The sequence below is a fragment of the Coprococcus sp. AF19-8AC genome (assembly GCF_003603115.1).
In the GTDB taxonomy this organism is placed as follows: domain Bacteria; phylum Bacillota; class Clostridia; order Lachnospirales; family Lachnospiraceae; genus Coprococcus; species Coprococcus aceti.
Window position 1 is genome coordinate 582592 of sequence record NZ_QTMI01000001.1, and the last position, 17586, is coordinate 600177.

The following is a 17586-nucleotide window of genomic DNA, read 5'->3' on the forward strand; positions in this document are numbered from 1 at the left end:
ATGCAGAAGGTTTTGAGAAAAAGGGTTCTGAGGGATCTGAAGGAGAATGTGTTCAGATACATAGCACTTGCATTTCTTATAATTATGGGAATGTATGTAATAATTTCTCTCATCGGTGCGGGCTTCACGATTATCGATGGCGGTGCTGAACATGACAATGCAAATAAGATAGAGGCTGGGCAGTTTTCCGTATTCGTTCCACTGAGCGATGAAGAGATATCCCGGCTTGAGGATGCGGGTGCTGATGTTGAGCGGATGTTTTACGAGGATTACGATGTCATGGATGGCAAGACTATCAGGGTATTTGCCAACAGGGAGAACATAGATCTTGTGGAATGTGATGAGGGAAGTCTTGCGGAGGCTGATGATGAGATAGTTGTTGAGAAGAGATTCAGTCAGGTAAATGATATTTCTGTCGGAGATACAATACAGATAGCAGGAAATGAATTTAAGGTGACAGGAATAGGAACATCACCTGATTACAATGCTCTTTTCAAAGAAATGTCAGATACAGTTGTAGACAGCAAGGCGTTTGGAACAGTATTCGTTACAGAGGGGGCATATGATAAACTTCATGCAACAGGCAAGAGTGTCAAGACAGAGACATATCTTTATGCGTTCAGACTCAAGGGTAAGACCACCTGTGATGACGTGAAGGATGCCCTTGAGGACATCAAGGTAGACACAGACAGTATCGATGATGAGTATTTTCAGGAGTATTGGGACAGAACGGGCGCAGCTATAAATGACTTCAAGGATGGCGTAAAGGAGCTTAAGTCAGGTGCAAATGAGCTTGCAGATGGACTTGGAGAACTCACTGACAACAACATAAGGCTGAATAATGCGGCACAGGAGCTGTTTGATGCATATATTGATCAGGCATCGTCATCACTTAAAGCTTACGGATTAGATACTGAGCTTACAGAGGATAATTACAGTGATGAGATGAAGAAAATAGCCGACAGTCAGGGCGGAGTCGTGGCGATGAGCATTGAAAGTGCCTTGAATGACATTGACAGCATCAAGGTGTTCAAGGACGGTATAAAGGAATACACAGATGGAGCTATGGATGCAAAGGATGGCTCTGATGAGCTTGCAGATGGAATGGCAGAACTCAAGAAGGAGACGGATTCATTTCTGAAGGATTATGATACGGATCTTGCCAACATCACATCATTTGTGACAAGTGATGATAATCCGAGAACAGGCGGAGCCGCTGATGACCAGCAGATCAATGTACAGGCGGGATATTTCTTCGGTGTGCTGCTCATGCTTCTGTTCACATATGTCATATCGGTATTCGTTGTACATGGAATAGAGAAGGAGAGCAGCGTCATAGGTGCACTCTATGCCCTGGGGGTCAAGAGAAGAGATCTCATGATGCATTATCTGACACTTCCGGTCATAGTCACAACAGTTGCAGGCATAATCGGTTTCTTGATCGGAATAAGCAATGTTGGAATCCCTGTTCAGATGGCAGATGCATATGCGTATTATTCAATTCCTGCTATGGATGTGAAGATCCCGCCGATTCTTATAGTGTATGGTATCGTGATGCCGCCACTGGCAGCGATAGTTGTTAACTACTTCGTTATCAGAAATAAGCTCTCACAGACAGCTCTTTCACTTATAAAGAATGAGATCAAGCAGCCGAAGGGCAGCAATGTCGATCTCGGAGACATGGGATTTGTCGGAAGATTCAGAGTCAGACAGATGCTCAGAGAGATGAGAACAGGGTTGACCGTTGTGATTGGAATGTTTATAGCCCTCATATGCCTGATGTTAAGTCTTAACACTGCAACTTTCTGTTCAAAGGTCAAGAAGCAGAATGTGGAGGATACCCACTATGAATATATGTATACATATAAGTATCCTACAGAGAATCCCCCTGAGGGCGGTGAGGCAGCGTATGCTAAGACTTTGAAGAAAGAGGTATATGGTTACAACTGGGATGTGACAGTTCTTGGACTTTCAAAGAATACTAAGTATTTTGATGTTGACCTTAAGAATGGCAAGAACAGGGTTGCCATATCATCATCATTTGCTGAGAAATATGGTTATGGTGTGGGTGACGAAATCGTGCTCCACGACGAGGAGAATGATATAGATTATGGTTTTACAGTGGACAGTGTGACACAGTATACTCCGGCATTTTATGTTTTCATGACTATAGATGATGCAAGGGAGCTGTTCGGAGCTGGAAGTGATGAGTACAATGTAGTATTTTCAGACAAGGACCTGGGGGGTGAGCCTGCAAGACTTTATGCAACCACAACAAAGACCGATATAGAGTCGGCTGCCGGAATATTTGCAGATCAGATGAGAAGTATGGTTGTTATGATAGTTGTTTTCTCGACACTTATATTCGTAGTGGTCATGTATCTGATGATGAAGGTCATGATAGACAGATCAGCATTCTCGATTTCCTTGATAAAGGTGTTTGGTTTCAGGACGAAGGAGATCAGGAAGCTTTATCTGGATGGCAACTTTTTCATAATCGCAATAGGTGCAGCAATATGCCTGCCACTTGCCAAGGTAATCATGGATGCTGTGTACCCTTCACTGGTGTCAAATGTAAACTGCGGCGTCAAGCTGACATTTGCCCCATGGCTCTGGGCTGTGCTTTACGGCGGAATACTTGTCCTGTATTTCATAATCAACAGAGTTCTGGTTGGCAGGCTGAACAAGATAGTGCCGGCTGAGGTGCTGAAGAACAGAGAGTAAAGATAGTGGCAGTATGAAATAAAAGTACCTTAAAATAATATATGATTGCGGAGGCGGTATAAATAATCGTCTCCGTTATTTTGTGTGCAAAATTTGTCTGAAAAGCGGATAGGTATTGTGATTGTTGGCGGGAGTATACGGGATATATACGCGTTTTTTCTTGCACAATGTGCAGTTTATATTGTAAAATCATATATGATATGCAAAAAAGTAATAGGAAAAGAGAAGTACAGATATGGAGAAATTACTTAAGATCATTGCCGATGTGAATTCATCGGTGAACAATTTTATATGGGGAGTACCATCCATGATATGTATCGTGGGCGTGGGACTGTGGCTCCTCATAAGAAACAGGGGGGTTCAGTTTACAAAGTTTGGATACGCGTTCAAGCATACGTTTGGAAGGATATTCAACAAGAAGGAGACTTCAGATGGTGCCATCAGTCCTTTTCAGGCCATGTGTACGGCGCTGGCGGGAACGGTTGGAACGGGAAATATAGCCGGTGTTGCTGGAGCCATCGCCATAGGCGGTCCTGGTGCGGTATTCTGGATGTGGATCTCAGCACTTCTCGGAATGGGAACAAAGTTTGCAGAGGTCGTACTTGCAGTGTTCTACCGTGAGAAGGATGCGAATGGTGACTGGGTCGGCGGACCAATGTATTACATCAAGAATGGCCTTGGCAAGAATGCTTACTTCCTGGCTATAGCATATTCAGTCCTCGGTATACTCACAGTGTTCGGAACAGGAAATGCAACACAGGTCAATACCATCACAACAGCTATAGATTCAGCACTTTTTAATTATAATCTGGCTGACAAGAGCAATACATTTACAATCAATCTTGTGATAGGAATCATAATAGCTATTCTTGTTGGTCTCATACTTATAGGAGGAATCAAGAGAATAGGAAGCGTGACAGAGAAGCTGGTGCCATTCATGGCTGCTATGTATATCATCATGGCCATAATTCTTGTAATAATCAATATCAAGAGTGTGCCGGGAGTGTTCGCTTCTATATTTGAAGGTGCATTCAATCCGAAGTCCGTGACCGGTGGAATAGTTGGAAGTCTGTTCCTCAGCATGAGAAAGGGTGTATCGAGAGGTATTTTCTCCAATGAGGCAGGTCTTGGTACAGGATCCATAGCCCATGCATGTTCTGATGTAAAGCATCCGGTGCAGCAGGGACTCTGGGGAATATTCGAGGTATTTATCGATACTATAGTTATATGTACGCTTACGGCACTTGTAATACTGTGCAGTGGAACTGAGGTAGCCTACGGACAGGCTGCAGGAGCCGATCTCACGATCAACGGCTTTGTTGCAACCTACGGCAACTGGATATCGATATTCACAGCGGTGGCTTTGTGCTGTTTCGCGTTCTCAACCATACTCGGATGGGGGCTTTACGGTTCAAGATGTGTCGGATTCCTGTTTGGAAGTAAGCTTATCAAGCCGTTCATGGTTGTGTATGCATTTGTCGCAATCATCGGTGCGACCATGGATCTCGGACTTCTCTGGGATATAGCGGACACCTTCAACGGACTTATGATCATACCTAACCTGATCGCAGTATTCATGCTGTCAGGTACAGTTGTGAAGCTTACCCGTGAGTATTTTCAGGATGGACCGGGCAAGTTTGGGGTTGAGACCGGCAAAGAGAACTGATAAATGAAAGGGACTTTTATATGGAAGAAATATCAAGTGAGATTTCTAACAAGTATGCGATACTTATCGATTCAGAGAATGTATCGGCAAAATATATTGAGAGTATATTTGATGAGCTGTCAAGGCTCGGCTCAATAACGGTGCGGAAGATATATGGGGATTGGTCAAAAAATAACAATGGCTGGGACAAGGATTGTCTGCTGTCATATTCTATACAGCCTGTACAGCAGTTTTCATACACGGCGGGAAAGAATTCAACGGATTCGGCCATGATAATAGATGCGATGGATCTTCTCTATACGAGCAATATAGATGGATTCTGTCTGGTGACAAGCGACAGCGATTTCACTAGGCTTGCATCAAGACTCAGGGAGGCTGGCAAGCAGGTCATCGGAATGGGAGAACGCAAGACTCCGAAAGCGTTCGTGAGTGCGTGTACAAGCTTCAAGATCCTTGATTCACTGGTGACAGAGGATCTCAACAAGCCGGCATCGAAGAATGCCATGCTTGAGGCTGCGGCTGTGGACGAGTCATATATCACAAGCATAAGGGACATAAAGAAGACGGTCTACAATATAATAGATGAGAACGATGACAAGGATAAGAAGACTCATATGGGTGAGATCGGAAGCCGCCTTGTGAACAAATATCCTGACTTTGACGTGAGAAATTATGGGTATTCCAAGCTGTCAACATTCCTCAGTGAGGAGTTTGACGATCTGGATATAGACAGCGGCAGGCAGAAATTTGTGTCCATCAAGAACCATATCGATCCTAAGAGTGCTGTCAAGCTGCGCATAGTGAGACTTCTCACGGAGAATTCTGACACTATGTACAATATGGGACTGCTGAATACAGAACTTAAGAATATTATACCCGGCTTCAGCATAAAGAAATATGGATACAGTAAGTTTTCAAGCTTTCTCAAAAGCTTCGGTTGTTTTGAGATCGTGGGAGACAGGGTAAAATTGACAGATAAGTAGAAAGTGTTTAATGCTTAAATATGTCAAAATTTAGAAAAAATGCCAAATAAATTAACGCTTTTTGTTGAAAATCAATAAGAATAGTGATAAATTGAAAATGTGAGTTTTCAGGTACAGAAAATTCACTATGGGGGAAGAAGTGTACGTGCATATTAAGGAGAGGCATAATCTATGATACTTATTGATACTCAAAAAGAGGAGTTTAGCAAATTAAAAGACATACGTGTTTTTGGACGTATAAGTCATGAGAACAGATTCAACAAGAATCTGCTCGTAATAGGTCTTGGGGGACTTGGAGGCAGGACCGTTTGCGCGCTTAAGGGTATGCTGATGGATAACATCACACCCGAGGATAACATTAATTTCCTCATGATAGATTCAGATATAGCAGAGATGGAGGCTACCATAGATGATAGCAAGGAGGGTGTCGGTTTCAATGCCCTTGAGGTTATCAGTATATACAGACCGGATATTGAGAATGTTCTGGAGAATGGAATCCAGAAGAATCCGATCCATGAGAATCTTGCAAACTGGATGGATCCTGAATTCCCGGCTATCACGATAGGAAGAGACGGAGCAAAGGGGAACAGACAGATTGGACGTCTGATGTTCTCGAATGCATATACGGATGTCAGAATGCTCCTTTTTGACAAGCTTCAGGATGTATACGACAAGACGACGGAGGGAACAGTCGATGTTCTGATCGTATCCGGAATCGCCGGAGGAACCGGAAGTGGAATCCTTTCAGATGTCGCATATAACATACGTGCGTATGGCAAGGCGAAGAAGTGGAACAATCTGAGGATTGGCGGTTGCCTGCTCACACCGGATGTACTGTTCGGCCATAAGGCTGTATATGAAGATACAGAGCTTGTGGCGAGACTCAATGCAAATGGATGTGCGACCCTCAAGGAAGTTGATTATTATATGAAGCTCTCCGAGAAGGATGACAACTATACATTTATCAGTAAGAAAAACAAGATGGTCATCAGGGAGAATCTCTTTGATGCCTGCATGCTTGTATCAGGTAGAAAGGACGAACAGGGCTACATACCTGAGGGATACATCACAAGGGATACAGCAAGCTTCCTCTACAGGCTAGCCAGCAACAAGTTCATTGGCAACAATGACGTGGAGAACGACAGGAAGCTTCTCAGGGATGTATTTTTTGAGAATGAGGGATATTCCATCACGAACTGGAAGATGGAGCACAGTGATGAGAATATCAAGAAGTCAAACTGCTATTACAAGGTAGTAAGCGAGGCTGACTACCATATTCCTATCAAAGAGATAGAGAATATGTGTGAGAATGATCTGTTTTCCCAGGCATATAAGGGATTGTTCAGATCTCCGTTCAAGGAGGGCAATGCCGAGGAGGATATCAAGAATGTACTCGCAGAGCTCACTGTATTCTTGCAGGAGGAGCAGGGTGAGGATATCAAACTTGCCGTGAACGGTCTCATACAGTACGGCCAGATCACCAAGCCTACATATAAGATGATAAAGAAGAATACGGACGGTCTTCGAGAGGGCTTTGCCAGGAAGATGGAGAACTTTGAGAAGGAACTTCCGGTTATCATAAAGTCGATGAAGAACAAGCTTTGGAGTTCACTTGATGATGTGATATCCAAATATATGAATGAGTTTGGCCCATATGGCGCAATAGATGTCATAGGTGCACCGAGTGCCGGTGTAACAGATTCCACAAAGGGTATGATGGCTGAAGTCAGAAAGCTTGAGAAGATGATGAAGGATTATACACCGTCGGGTGAATATACCAGAATCATTGATTCCATCAAGACCATTGTTGCGAAGAGATTCTTCACTTTCCCTTCAGCGAAGAGGGAGACTGAGAATGGTTATTTCGATGCATGCATCAAGGAAGCACTTGCTGCGGAGAGAACAAAGCTTATAGATGAACTCGATGCACAGGATCTGTTTGGAGATACACTTAGATGGCTTCAGCAGAGGGCAGAGAGACTTGACGAGATATATTCACAGTTTGGAGAGGATCTGAAGAATTCCATCGAGGATCTTGCGAATAACGGTGATAAGGCTGTTGGCAATATACTCAAGAAAGCCAAGAGACATGAATTCCTTCCGACTGATTATGTCACATCCAGAAGGATAAAAGAGATGGAGACAGGGATCATCAAGCTCATGCTGGACAACGAGTCCAATATAGACAGTGGAAGAGTTGTTCCTGTCAAGGATGAGATGGAGAAGATATATAGAGAGCTGTTTTCCGGTGTCGGAGCATATGGTCCTGAGAAGATGTTCACAGTGGCATTTGCTGATAAGAAGCTAACGGAGCAGGATCTCAACGTTATGTATGGATCTCCGATCAACGACAGGAGAACATCAATCATGGAGGAGGCTGCCAGGGCGTTTGTGGATGATATATCAGAGGAACAGCCTCTGTGTGTTCTTGCTGACGGATATAAGGAGAAGCTTCTTGCAAAGAAATATATATCGGTTCCAAATGTGATGCCGTATTTCAGCAAGGCAGTCAAAGCTATACTGATGGCTCCACCTTACAATGAGAAGGAGGATTCAATAACGCTCAATCCGGGTGAGATAGAGATCTCGATCGATGATATATTTGTCGGTGTTCCGGTATCCATGATGCAGTGTGCGATGGAGATGCAGATGGCTTACAATGCAGTATATGATTACAAGGGACTTCATATTGATGAGGTGAACAAGGATATGAAGAGCTTCCCTGATTTTGTCACAATATAGGTTAGTTTATACAGCCCTTTAATATGCGAGTATTAAGGGGCTGTATTGTTGTTATGACCATGGCGTATTTTGTAGAAAGAGATGGAATTGGATTTGAATAAATCTTTTAACGGATACAGAGCATATATAATGGATACGGGGGCATTTGCTGACGATGGGATATATGGCAGATGTCTGGATGCGGTATCGGAATACAGAAGGTGTAAGGTGGAACGTCTCAGGAGGCGGGATGACAGGAATGCCAGTCTTGCAGCGGGAATCCTGCTTGCACATGCTCTCAGGGAATGTGCCGGAATTGATGAACGGCTGGTCACGTATGAGAAGAATAAGGCGGGAAAGCCGTTTATAAAGGACATTCAGTTTTCGATAAGCCATACCGAGGGTTGTGTGGCGGCTGCGATAGGCAGTGAGCCTTGTGGTATAGACGTTGAGAGAGTCAGAAGGATACCGGACAGCATAGTTAACCGCCTGTATTCGGATGAGGATAAAAAATGTGTGATGTCGTGTGCACACCCGGAAATATACAGCACATGTGTGTGGACAAGGCGCGAGGCGTACAGCAAGATGGCCGGAACGGGCATACTTATGAAGGATGAGGAACAGCAAATGGTCATGGACAATGCACATATGGAGAAGAAGAATATCTGGCTGGGCAATTATGCCGTATGCAGGGCTGAGTGTGACGGCCGTATGCATATGGATGAAATAGCGGATCCTGCGCATGCAGAGGGAGATATGAATATAGACTTTATAGCTGCATTTTGCGCAGCTTCTGATGGAACTTTTTCACCGGGTATTAAGATGATTGATTCGGCTGATATTGTGTGTTATTATGTTTAATTAGGTGTATTAGGAAGAACTACATAAGGAGAAAAAAATGAGTAAAAAAGCTACAAAGGCGCTTAACAATAAATATTATGTCGCAAGATATAATGCGTCTAAGGTGAACGATAACCTTACAAGCAGGGAGAAGAGTGCAGAGGTGCTAAATATAGACAGGACAAGGCTTTCAAGGATAGAGCTTGGCACAGTAGTTCCGTATCCTGAGGAGGTACTTTCCATGTCAAAGGCATATGACATCCCTGAACTCTGTAACAGCTATTGTTCAGGCGACTGCCCTATAGGAAAAGAGACTGTGAAGCCGATAAATGCGGACAGCCTTGACAGGCTTATACTTCAGTTCCTCGGATCTTCCAAGAAGATGGAAGATATATCTGAGCAGCTTATAGAGATCACCGCAGATGGAATAGTCGATGAGACCGAGGTTGCAGCTTTTGACGCTGTCCTTGAGGAGCTTGAGAAGATGTCTGTGAATATACAGTCGCTTATGCTCTGGGCTCAGAAGAACAGGGACATTTTGAAGAATAAGAATCAATAAATTGTATATGAGGAAAAGATAATGGATGACAAGTTAAGAGAAGAGATCAACAGAAGAAGGACATTTGCCATAATTTCACATCCTGATGCAGGTAAGACTACACTCACAGAGAAGTTTCTGCTCTTTGGCGGCGCAATAAACACAGCGGGATCTGTAAAGGGAAAGGCAAATTCCAAATATGCAGTGTCGGACTGGATGGATATAGAGAAGGAGAGAGGTATCTCGGTAACCTCGTCTGTTCTGCAGTTCAATTATGACGGATATTGCATAAACATACTTGACACACCTGGACATCAGGATTTCTCGGAGGATACCTACCGTACACTTATGGCTGCGGATTCTGCGGTCATGGTGATCGATGCATCCAAGGGTGTTGAGGCTCAGACCATAAAGCTCTTTAAGGTATGTGTCATGAGACATATACCTATATTCACATTTATAAATAAGATGGACAGAGATGCAAGGGATACATTTGAGCTTCTCGATGATATAGAGACTGTTCTCGGTATCAAGACATGCCCTGTCAACTGGCCTATAGGTTCAGGAAAAGAGTTCAAGGGTGTATATGACAGAAAGACCAAGATAGTGTCCACGTTCCAGGCTATATCGACAGGTGGAGCCAAGAAGGCGGAGGAAACAGATTATCATATAGACGATGAGGCTCTCAAGAAGCTTGTCGGCCCATACCTCTTTGACCAGTTCAATGAGGAGATAGAGCTTATAGATGGTGCCACAGAGGAGATGGATATAGAGAAGGTCAGAGCCGGAGAGCTCTCCCCTGTATTTTTCGGTTCTGCGCTGAATACATTTGGTATCGAGCAGTTCCTGAACTATTTCCTTAAGATGACGACACCTCCTATCGGACGTAATTCATCAGAGGGAATCATAGATCCTGTAACAGAGCCGTTCTCAGCTTTTGTGTTCAAGATTCAGGCAAATATGAACAAGGCTCACAGAGACAGAATCGCATTTATGAGAATCTGCTCTGGTAAGTTTGAGGCAGGCATGGAGGTATATCATGCTGCCAGCAAGAGAAAGATCAAGCTTTCCCAGCCACAGCAGCTTATGGCTCAGGACAGAAAGATCGTCGATGAGGCTTATGCCGGTGACGTTATAGGTGTATTTGATCCTGATCTGTTCTCCATCGGAGATACGCTCACAACAGGCGGAAAGAAGTTTGAGTATGAGGGTATCCCTACATTTGCACCGGAGCACTTCTGCAGGGTTGTTCAGCTCAACAGCATGAAGCGTAAGCAGTTTGTCAAGGGTGTAACTCAGATTGCCCAGGAGGGTGCTATACAGATATTCCAGGAGTACACTGCGGGACTTTCGGAGATCATAGTCGGAGTTGTAGGTGTGCTTCAGTTTGATGTACTTAAGTACAGACTTGAGAACGAGTACGGCTGTGAGATAAGACTTGAGCCGATACCATATAACTATATCAGATGGGTGAAGGATCCTACCATAGACGTGACAAAGCTCAAGCGTGTGAGCGATGTCAAGAAGGTTAAGGACATGAAGGGTAATCCGCTTCTCCTGTTTGCAAATGAGTGGGTCATCGATCAGGTTCTCCAGCACAATGAGGGACTTGAACTTGAGGAGTTCAGAAAGAACTAGATATACGAAGATAAGAGACCATGAAGATGATGAGTGACTTAGGGCACAAATTGGTTTTCATGGTCTTTTTGCGTGCATATATATCAGTAAAAGTGGTGCAAATATGAATAAATTGGCATGTATCTGACAATCCTAGTGTTAGACAGATAACACGTGGAGGGACATGATATGGCGCTGAACAGAGTGGTTATATGTGGTGTAAATACATCGAAATTACCATATCTTACAGAGGATGAGAAGAACATGCTGTTTGACAGGATGGAGCAGGGAGACAGCTCTGCCCGGGAGGAGTTTATAGAGGGGAATCTCCGCCTTGTGCTCAGCGTGATCCAGAGATTTGGCAGTTCAAATGAGAATCCGGATGATCTGTTCCAGGTTGGCTGTATAGGGCTTATCAAGGCGTTGGATAATTTTGACAGAAGTCTCAATGTCAAATTCAGTACGTACGCTGTGCCTATGATCATAGGTGAGTGCAGAAGGTATCTCAGAGATAACAATGCTATAAGAGTATCAAGGTCATTGCGTGATATAGCCTACAAGGCGATATATGCCAAGGAAAATCTCCAGAAGACAAAGGATAAGGAGCCGACGATAGAGGAGATAGCGGAGGAGATAAGTATACCGAAGGAAGATATAGTCATGTCGCTTGATGCCATATCGGCACCGCTGTCCCTGTATGAGCCGGTGTATCAGGAGGGTGGAGACACCTTGTACATTATGGATCAGATAAGAGACAGAAAGAATAAGGAGGAGATGTGGGTTGAAAACCTTGATCTCAGAGAGGCTATGGACAGGCTGTGCGATAGGGAGAAGAATATAGTGAGGCTGAGATTTTTTGAGGGAAAGACCCAGACGGAGGTGGCGGAGGAGATATGCATATCCCAGGCGCAGGTCAGCCGCCTCGAGAAGAATGCGATAAAAAGTCTTAGAAGGTATCTTGAGGACAAGTAATAGTGATACACAATATAAATATCCCCGCTGTTATTGTAAAAACAGCGGGGATATTTATTGTGCAATACATGCATATAGTGATAGAAGATGATCAGATGAGATAACTTGTACCGAGATCAACATCCTTTACATCGTGTCTGGTTACAAGGCCATCTTTTTCTATGTCGTGCTGTATCTTTTTCAGTGTTTCCATTGGAAGTTCGGTCATAAGAGCAACCTCCTCAAGAGAGATATCGACCTTGAGCATCTTTTCTGCCATATCGTATTTGGCTTTTGTTGTATTGTTCATAAAAATCACTCCTTGGTGTGCTTGGTTAAATCCTGCTCAGCCCATGCTAAGAACTTGTCGTTTGCATCGATCACCTTCTGCATTGCAGCGTGTCCCGGAGCACCGATTGTGTTACGCTTCTGAACACATTCTTCCATGCTGATGGCTGTATATATGTCATCTTCAAATACAGGACAGATGGCCTTGTACTCGTCGAGACTAAGCTGGTCGAGGGAGATGTTCTCCTCTATGCACTTCAGAACGAGCTGGCCGACGATGCCGTGTGCATCACGGAAAGGTACACCGTGATTTACAAGGTAATCTGCGGCATCTGTTGCGTTGGTGAATCCGTTCTTGGCTGATGCTTCCATTCTAGGCTTGTTGACTGTCATGGTGGCTATCATGCCTGTGAACAGTGCGAGACATCCCTTTACAGTGTCTATCGCGTCAAATGTGAGCTCCTTATCCTCCTGCATGTCCTTGTTGTATGCGAGAGGGATTCCCTTCATGGTTGTGAGAAGGGAGGTGAGAGCACCGTAAACCCTGCCTGTCTTACCTCTTACGAGCTCGGCTATATCCGGGTTCTTCTTCTGTGGCATGATAGAGCTTCCTGTGCTGTATGAATCATCGAGCTCAACAAACTGATATTCATTTGAGTTCCAGATGATGATCTCCTCGGAGAAACGTGAGAGATGCATCATGATGGTAGACATGGCGGATAAAAGCTCTATGCAGTAATCCCTGTCGGCAACTGAATCCATGCTGTTGAGAGTCGGACCGTAGAAGTCCAGCAGAGAAGCGGTGAGCTCTCTGTCGAGCGGATATGTGGTTCCTGCGAGGGCACCTGATCCGAGAGGACAGTAGTTCATTCTGTCATATATATCGTTCATTCTGTCGTAGTCACGCTTGAACATCTCCATGTATGCTCCAAAGTGATGTGCCAGAGTTATTGGCTGTGCCTTCTGGAGGTGAGTAAATCCAGGCATGTATGTGTCGATGTGCTCATTCATAAGTCTGTGAAGAGTAGTCAGAAACTTGTAAATAAGCTCCTTGAGCTCGATGATCTCGTCTCTTACATAGAGCTTCATGTCCAATGCAACCTGGTCGTTCCTGCTTCGTCCGGTGTGGAGCTTTTTGCCCACATCGCCGATCCTGTCTATGAGATTTGCCTCGACAAAGCTGTGTATATCTTCGTATTCTGAAGTGATCTGCAGAGAACCGTTCTCCACATCGTTCAGTATGCCCTTAAGTCCCGCTATGATCTGATCTCTTTCCTCGTCAGTGAGAATACCGGATGAAGCGAGCATGGTTACATGCGCGATACTTCCGCGGATATCCTGTCTGTAGAATTTCTGATCAAATGAAATAGATGCGTTAAAGTTATATACTAATTTGTCTGTTTCTTTTGTGAAGCGTCCGCCCCAGAGCTGAGCCATATTAAATCCTCTTTTCTGTTATTTTTTTGTTTTAGGTTGAAAAATGAGTAAATTATAAGGTAGTTTTCAAACAAAGTACATTTTACAACATAAAAGTGCGCATATCAACACAAATAAGGTTTATTTATAACCACAGGAAATGCGTGGTTGGTGCTTGCGGCGCAAAAGTACAGATGATAAAATATACAGGCGGATCACCGCAGCAAAGCAGGGATGGAGGATTGACAGGAAGTTTGGGTACAAAAAAGAAGATTCTTGGAGTTATAAGTATTGTAGTTGTTCTCTCGCTGATGATGGTGGGAGTGCGGTGGTTGTTCTTCAATGTGATCAAGAGCAGCCAGATGCTTGATGGCCTGGTGGAGTTCCGGGCGGCCGTTGTCCAGGATATGGAGGACGGAGACGAGTCGGGCATGTATTATGTAAGTAATGTGGCGAAAAGTGATGTGCACAACATCAACAAATATATAGATTCGGCATACGGCTCAGTGGATACGTACAGGATAATAATCGAGACGGGAAGATATCTGGCAATACAGCTCAACTATGAACTGTCGGATAATTATTATGCTGTCAGAAAATATATAGAAGGAACGGATATCCCGGAGGACAACATAAGGGCGAAGCAGATATATGAGGTGATCGACAGCTTTATAAATGACAACATTTCAGATGGCATGAGCGACCTTGACAAGGAGATCGCCGTGCACGATTATATAGTGGAAAACTGTGTCTATGGATATCCCGACAATAATGATGATGCATATACGGCATATGGAGCGCTGGTGCTTCACCAGAGCGTGTGCGACGGCTACGCTGAGGCGTTCTTCATAATCATGTCCTGTCTGGGCGTCAAATGTGACATAGTAGTCGGAAGCACGGAGGAAGGACTTCATGCATGGAATCAGATAGAGCTCGGCGGAGAATGGTATAATGTGGATCTGACATGGGATGATTCGCTGCCGGATATGGGCAGCTATCTGAAGCACACCTATGTGAATGTCGATGACAGCACACTGGAACTGACTCACTCATGGGAAAAGCAATTCTATAGAGAGTGTGCCGACACAGCGTATAATTTCTATAAAAAGAGGTTTTATACCTATGATTCGTTCGATGAGTATAAAAAAGGCATAAGGATACAGATGGGCGGCAGTAATGTGCTGGAAGCTGCTATATATACAGATGACGAAACATTTGACTTGTCATTTCTGTACAATTATGGCAATATAAGGTCTATAAATTATGTGGTGGAAGATATGGGCGGCTACAAAGTTGTCGTCGTATATCTGAATATGAAGTGATAAAAATAGAATTGACATAATGGCGCGGAGGTGCGATATGCGAAAAAGAGAGTTTATGGATGAGCTGAAGAAAGCTCTTGATGGAAATGTCTCAACGCAGACATATTATGACACGATAAATTATTATGAGGATTATTTTAAGAAGCAGAAAGAAGCAGGCAAGTCAGAGGAGGAGATATGTTCATCTCTGGGATCTGCAAGACTGATCGCCAAGACGATCATTGACACAGAGGGACAGGGCGCAAGCGGAAGATATTATGATACAGAATCATCTTCGTATGATGACAGCTACAACACCCGCAAAGCCAGCGGAGGCAGTCAGAAGGGCTGGCATGTAAATGTGGACGACGAGGGCAATACAAGCTTTGCTTATGGCAAGCTTGATTTCAGTTCACCGATAGGCAAGGTGCTGACAGCGATAATACTCATTCTTGTGGCTGCACTTGTTATAGGTATAGTGCTTGGAGTTATCTGGCTGGGATTTAAGATAGTGTGGTATATCGTGATACCTGTTGTCATCATTCTGTTCATAGTGAATCTCATTATTTACTTGTTTGGTGGAGACCGATAAAAAATAAAATAAAAAAGTGAAAAAAGTTGTTGACAAAACATGGTCACTTGAGTATACTAACAAAGGTGTCAGCGATGACACGAAGTAATATGGGATCTTAGCTCAGCTGGGAGAGCATCTGCCTTACAAGCAGAGGGTCATAGGTTCGAGCCCTATAGGTCCCATTTACAAGACATGGCGAGATAGCTCAGTTGGCTAGAGCATGCGGTTCATACCCGCAGTGTCGAGGGTTCGAATCCCCCTCTCGCTACTATTTAATGAGACGGAAGACATTCCGTCTTTTTTTTATTCATATAAGGAGGATATCACATGAGAGTTGGAATGGGATACGATGTCCACAGACTAGTTGAGGGACGAAAACTTATAATCGGAGGAGTTGAGATTCCATATGAGAAAGGACTCCTTGGACACAGCGATGCGGATGTACTTCTTCATGCGATAATGGATGCGCTTCTAGGTGCTGCGGCGTTGGGGGATATTGGAAAGCATTTCCCTGATACTGATGAGAGGTATAAGGGAGCGGACAGCATGAAGCTCCTGTCAGAAGTGAAGAGACTTCTCGAGGAGAAGCTCTACATCATCGAGAACATAGATGCGACCGTAATTGCCCAGAGCCCTAAGATGGCGCCGTACATTGATCAGATGAGGGAGAATATCTGTAATTGCCTGTGTATAGACAAGGATCAGGTCAATATCAAGGCGACAACGGAGGAGAAGCTTGGGTTTACCGGAGGGGGACTTGGAATAAGCTCCCAGGCGGTGTGCCTCATAGAGTCGGCATTTAATTACGCCGGAGATGATGCCGGAGCTGTCAGAACGGCAGGCTGTGGCGGATGCGGTGGATGTCCAGCGGGAATAAGATGACAAAACAGCCCATGTATGCTAGAATATAAGGGCTTAGAATTTTAAAGAACTTAAGGAGAAAAAAGGTATGTTAAATGATGGTTATGCAGAACATATAGTTAAGGCGAAGACACCTGCGAGTGTTACCTGCGGTATGGCTGCCGGAATCGTGCTGATGATCGCCGGACTTGGCGCAGCGATGTTCGTTCAGGGCTTTGGCAGTATTGGATTCTTAGTTGCGATTGCAGGTGCTGTTGTATTTGGTATTTTTGTTTCCAGAAGAGAGACGGAGTATGAATATATAATGGTGAATGAGGATATAGACATCGCAAGGATCATTGCAAAGAAGAGCAGAAAAAAGATCATGAGCTTCAGCAACGCCGATGTAAAGTTCATTGCGAAAGAGGGATGCATTTACCTCGACAATGAGCTTCAGCAGGACAGCTCAATAAAGACCAGGGATTTCACATCCGGCAATAAGCAGAATCAGGATGGTGTGTATGTGTTCGTCCTCAACAAAAACGGCAAGGCTGAATTCGTGAAGCTTGAGCTCTCAGACAGAACTATTGATCATGTAAATAACTTTTTCAGAGGAAAGTATAAAGAATAAATAATATTGACCCTCACGGTTGATACTAAACTGTATATATACAGGAGGTGTCGCTGTGAGGGTCTTTGTGTGTAAGTGCTTTACTATATTTATGACGGGTGGGATGATATATTATTTCCTGGAGATATCAGCCAGGCATTATTCCCATTATTCCATGATAATTTGTGGAGGTCTTGCTACGCTTTTGTGCGGCGGACTGAACCAGATGTTTCCGAAGATGGGGATACTTGCGCAGATGCTGGTTTCCTCTGTGATAATATCTGAGCTGGAGTTCCTGACCGGGTATGTTGTGAATATAAGACTAGGACTTAACGTGTGGGATTACTCTGATATGCCGTTAAATCTTGCGGGGCAGATATGTGTGCCTTATTCTATCCTGTGGATGTTCCTGTCGCTGATCATAATATATGTGGATGATGAGATACGGTGTCATATGTATAATGAAGAAAGGCCTGAGTACAGATTAATATAAAATATGGGAAAAAGCTCTTGATTC

Annotated in this window: 15 protein-coding genes and 2 tRNA genes; 15 read left to right on the plus strand and 2 right to left on the minus strand. The window is 44.0% G+C overall.

All coding sequences use genetic code 11. The features are described 5' to 3' along the window. From DWX57_RS02650 to sigG, 8 genes are all read left to right on the plus strand, one after another. Entirely contained in the window at window positions 1-2724 is a 2724-nt protein-coding gene (locus DWX57_RS02650; RefSeq protein ID WP_120122997.1) for an ABC transporter permease, read from the plus strand. A gap of 235 nt (window positions 2725-2959) precedes the next feature. Next, the gene (locus DWX57_RS02655) at window positions 2960-4390 is read left to right on the plus strand and encodes an alanine/glycine:cation symporter family protein (RefSeq protein WP_117548885.1); all 1431 of its coding nucleotides are present in this window, start codon (window positions 2960-2962) and stop codon (window positions 4388-4390) included. A gap of 20 nt (window positions 4391-4410) precedes the next feature. Next, window positions 4411-5373 (plus strand): NYN domain-containing protein, encoded by a 963-nt coding sequence (locus DWX57_RS02660; RefSeq protein ID WP_022216373.1) that lies wholly within the window; start codon window positions 4411-4413, stop codon window positions 5371-5373. A gap of 171 nt (window positions 5374-5544) precedes the next feature. Continuing rightward, complete coding sequence (locus tag DWX57_RS02665) at window positions 5545-8115, plus strand: tubulin-like doman-containing protein (protein WP_118016571.1); 2571 nt, start codon at window positions 5545-5547, stop codon at window positions 8113-8115. Window positions 8116-8208: 93 nt separating this feature from the next. Beyond that, window positions 8209-8955, plus strand: coding sequence for a 4'-phosphopantetheinyl transferase family protein (locus tag DWX57_RS02670; protein ID WP_165852748.1), 747 nt, complete (start codon window positions 8209-8211; stop codon window positions 8953-8955). A gap of 37 nt (window positions 8956-8992) precedes the next feature. Next, window positions 8993-9493: a helix-turn-helix transcriptional regulator gene (locus tag DWX57_RS02675; protein ID WP_015535018.1), complete on the plus strand. Its 501-nt coding sequence runs from the start codon at window positions 8993-8995 to the stop codon at window positions 9491-9493. Window positions 9494-9514: 21 nt separating this feature from the next. Further along, a complete protein-coding gene (locus tag DWX57_RS02680; protein WP_120122999.1) occupies window positions 9515-11110 on the plus strand; it encodes a peptide chain release factor 3 in 1596 nt (531 codons plus the stop codon). A 168-nt stretch (window positions 11111-11278) separates the two neighbouring features. Continuing rightward, entirely contained in the window at window positions 11279-12061 is a 783-nt protein-coding gene (gene sigG / locus DWX57_RS02685) for an RNA polymerase sporulation sigma factor SigG (protein ID WP_022216377.1), read from the plus strand. Window positions 12062-12152: 91 nt separating this feature from the next. Here sigG and DWX57_RS02690 read toward each other — a convergent pair whose 3' ends face one another. Continuing rightward, complete coding sequence (locus DWX57_RS02690) at window positions 12153-12350, minus strand: hypothetical protein (protein ID WP_022216378.1); 198 nt, start codon at window positions 12348-12350, stop codon at window positions 12153-12155. Between the two features lie 5 nt (window positions 12351-12355). Beyond that, window positions 12356-13765 carry an argininosuccinate lyase gene (gene argH, locus DWX57_RS02695; protein ID WP_118016569.1) on the minus strand — a complete coding sequence of 470 codons (1410 nt, stop codon included), beginning with the start codon at window positions 13763-13765 and terminating at the stop codon, window positions 12356-12358. 233 nt (window positions 13766-13998) lie between these two features. Here argH and DWX57_RS02700 point away from each other — a divergent pair, with 233 nt between their 5' ends. From DWX57_RS02700 to DWX57_RS02730, 7 genes are all read left to right on the plus strand, one after another. Next, window positions 13999-15066, plus strand: coding sequence for a transglutaminase domain-containing protein (locus DWX57_RS02700; protein ID WP_242859624.1), 1068 nt, complete (start codon window positions 13999-14001; stop codon window positions 15064-15066). Window positions 15067-15103: 37 nt separating this feature from the next. Further along, window positions 15104-15637: a DUF1700 domain-containing protein gene (locus tag DWX57_RS02705; protein ID WP_118016568.1), complete on the plus strand. Its 534-nt coding sequence runs from the start codon at window positions 15104-15106 to the stop codon at window positions 15635-15637. 91 nt (window positions 15638-15728) lie between these two features. Further along, window positions 15729-15801: transfer RNA gene (locus DWX57_RS02710), tRNA-Val, on the plus strand. Window positions 15802-15813: 12 nt separating this feature from the next. Continuing rightward, window positions 15814-15887: transfer RNA gene (locus DWX57_RS02715), tRNA-Met, on the plus strand. Between the two features lie 59 nt (window positions 15888-15946). Further along, on the plus strand, window positions 15947-16501 hold the full coding sequence (ispF, locus tag DWX57_RS02720; RefSeq protein WP_022216382.1) for a 2-C-methyl-D-erythritol 2,4-cyclodiphosphate synthase: 555 nt from the start codon (window positions 15947-15949) through the stop codon (window positions 16499-16501). 67 nt (window positions 16502-16568) lie between these two features. Then, the gene (locus tag DWX57_RS02725; RefSeq protein ID WP_022216383.1) at window positions 16569-17090 is read left to right on the plus strand and encodes a DUF6106 family protein; all 522 of its coding nucleotides are present in this window, start codon (window positions 16569-16571) and stop codon (window positions 17088-17090) included. Between the two features lie 55 nt (window positions 17091-17145). Further along, window positions 17146-17562 carry a putative ABC transporter permease gene (locus tag DWX57_RS02730; protein WP_022216384.1) on the plus strand — a complete coding sequence of 139 codons (417 nt, stop codon included), beginning with the start codon at window positions 17146-17148 and terminating at the stop codon, window positions 17560-17562. The last annotated feature ends 24 nt before the right edge of the window (window positions 17563-17586 follow it).

What these genes read in the sequence shown, in the direction of transcription:
- sigG (WP_022216377.1), top strand. Translation starts at nt 11,279, where the DNA reads ATGGCGCTGAACAGAGTGGTTATATGTGGTGTAAATACATCGAAATTA.
- DWX57_RS02690 (WP_022216378.1), bottom strand. Translation starts at nt 12,350, where the DNA reads ATGAACAATACAACAAAAGCCAAATACGATATGGCAGAAAAGATGCTC.
- DWX57_RS02650 (WP_120122997.1), top strand. Translation starts at nt 1, where the DNA reads ATGCAGAAGGTTTTGAGAAAAAGGGTTCTGAGGGATCTGAAGGAGAAT.
- DWX57_RS02705 (WP_118016568.1), top strand. Translation starts at nt 15,104, where the DNA reads ATGCGAAAAAGAGAGTTTATGGATGAGCTGAAGAAAGCTCTTGATGGA.
- DWX57_RS02725 (WP_022216383.1), top strand. Translation starts at nt 16,569, where the DNA reads ATGTTAAATGATGGTTATGCAGAACATATAGTTAAGGCGAAGACACCT.
- DWX57_RS02675 (WP_015535018.1), top strand. Translation starts at nt 8,993, where the DNA reads ATGAGTAAAAAAGCTACAAAGGCGCTTAACAATAAATATTATGTCGCA.
- ispF (WP_022216382.1), top strand. Translation starts at nt 15,947, where the DNA reads ATGAGAGTTGGAATGGGATACGATGTCCACAGACTAGTTGAGGGACGA.
- DWX57_RS02655 (WP_117548885.1), top strand. Translation starts at nt 2,960, where the DNA reads ATGGAGAAATTACTTAAGATCATTGCCGATGTGAATTCATCGGTGAAC.
- DWX57_RS02665 (WP_118016571.1), top strand. Translation starts at nt 5,545, where the DNA reads ATGATACTTATTGATACTCAAAAAGAGGAGTTTAGCAAATTAAAAGAC.
- DWX57_RS02680 (WP_120122999.1), top strand. Translation starts at nt 9,515, where the DNA reads ATGGATGACAAGTTAAGAGAAGAGATCAACAGAAGAAGGACATTTGCC.
- argH (WP_118016569.1), bottom strand. Translation starts at nt 13,765, where the DNA reads ATGGCTCAGCTCTGGGGCGGACGCTTCACAAAAGAAACAGACAAATTA.
- DWX57_RS02660 (WP_022216373.1), top strand. Translation starts at nt 4,411, where the DNA reads ATGGAAGAAATATCAAGTGAGATTTCTAACAAGTATGCGATACTTATC.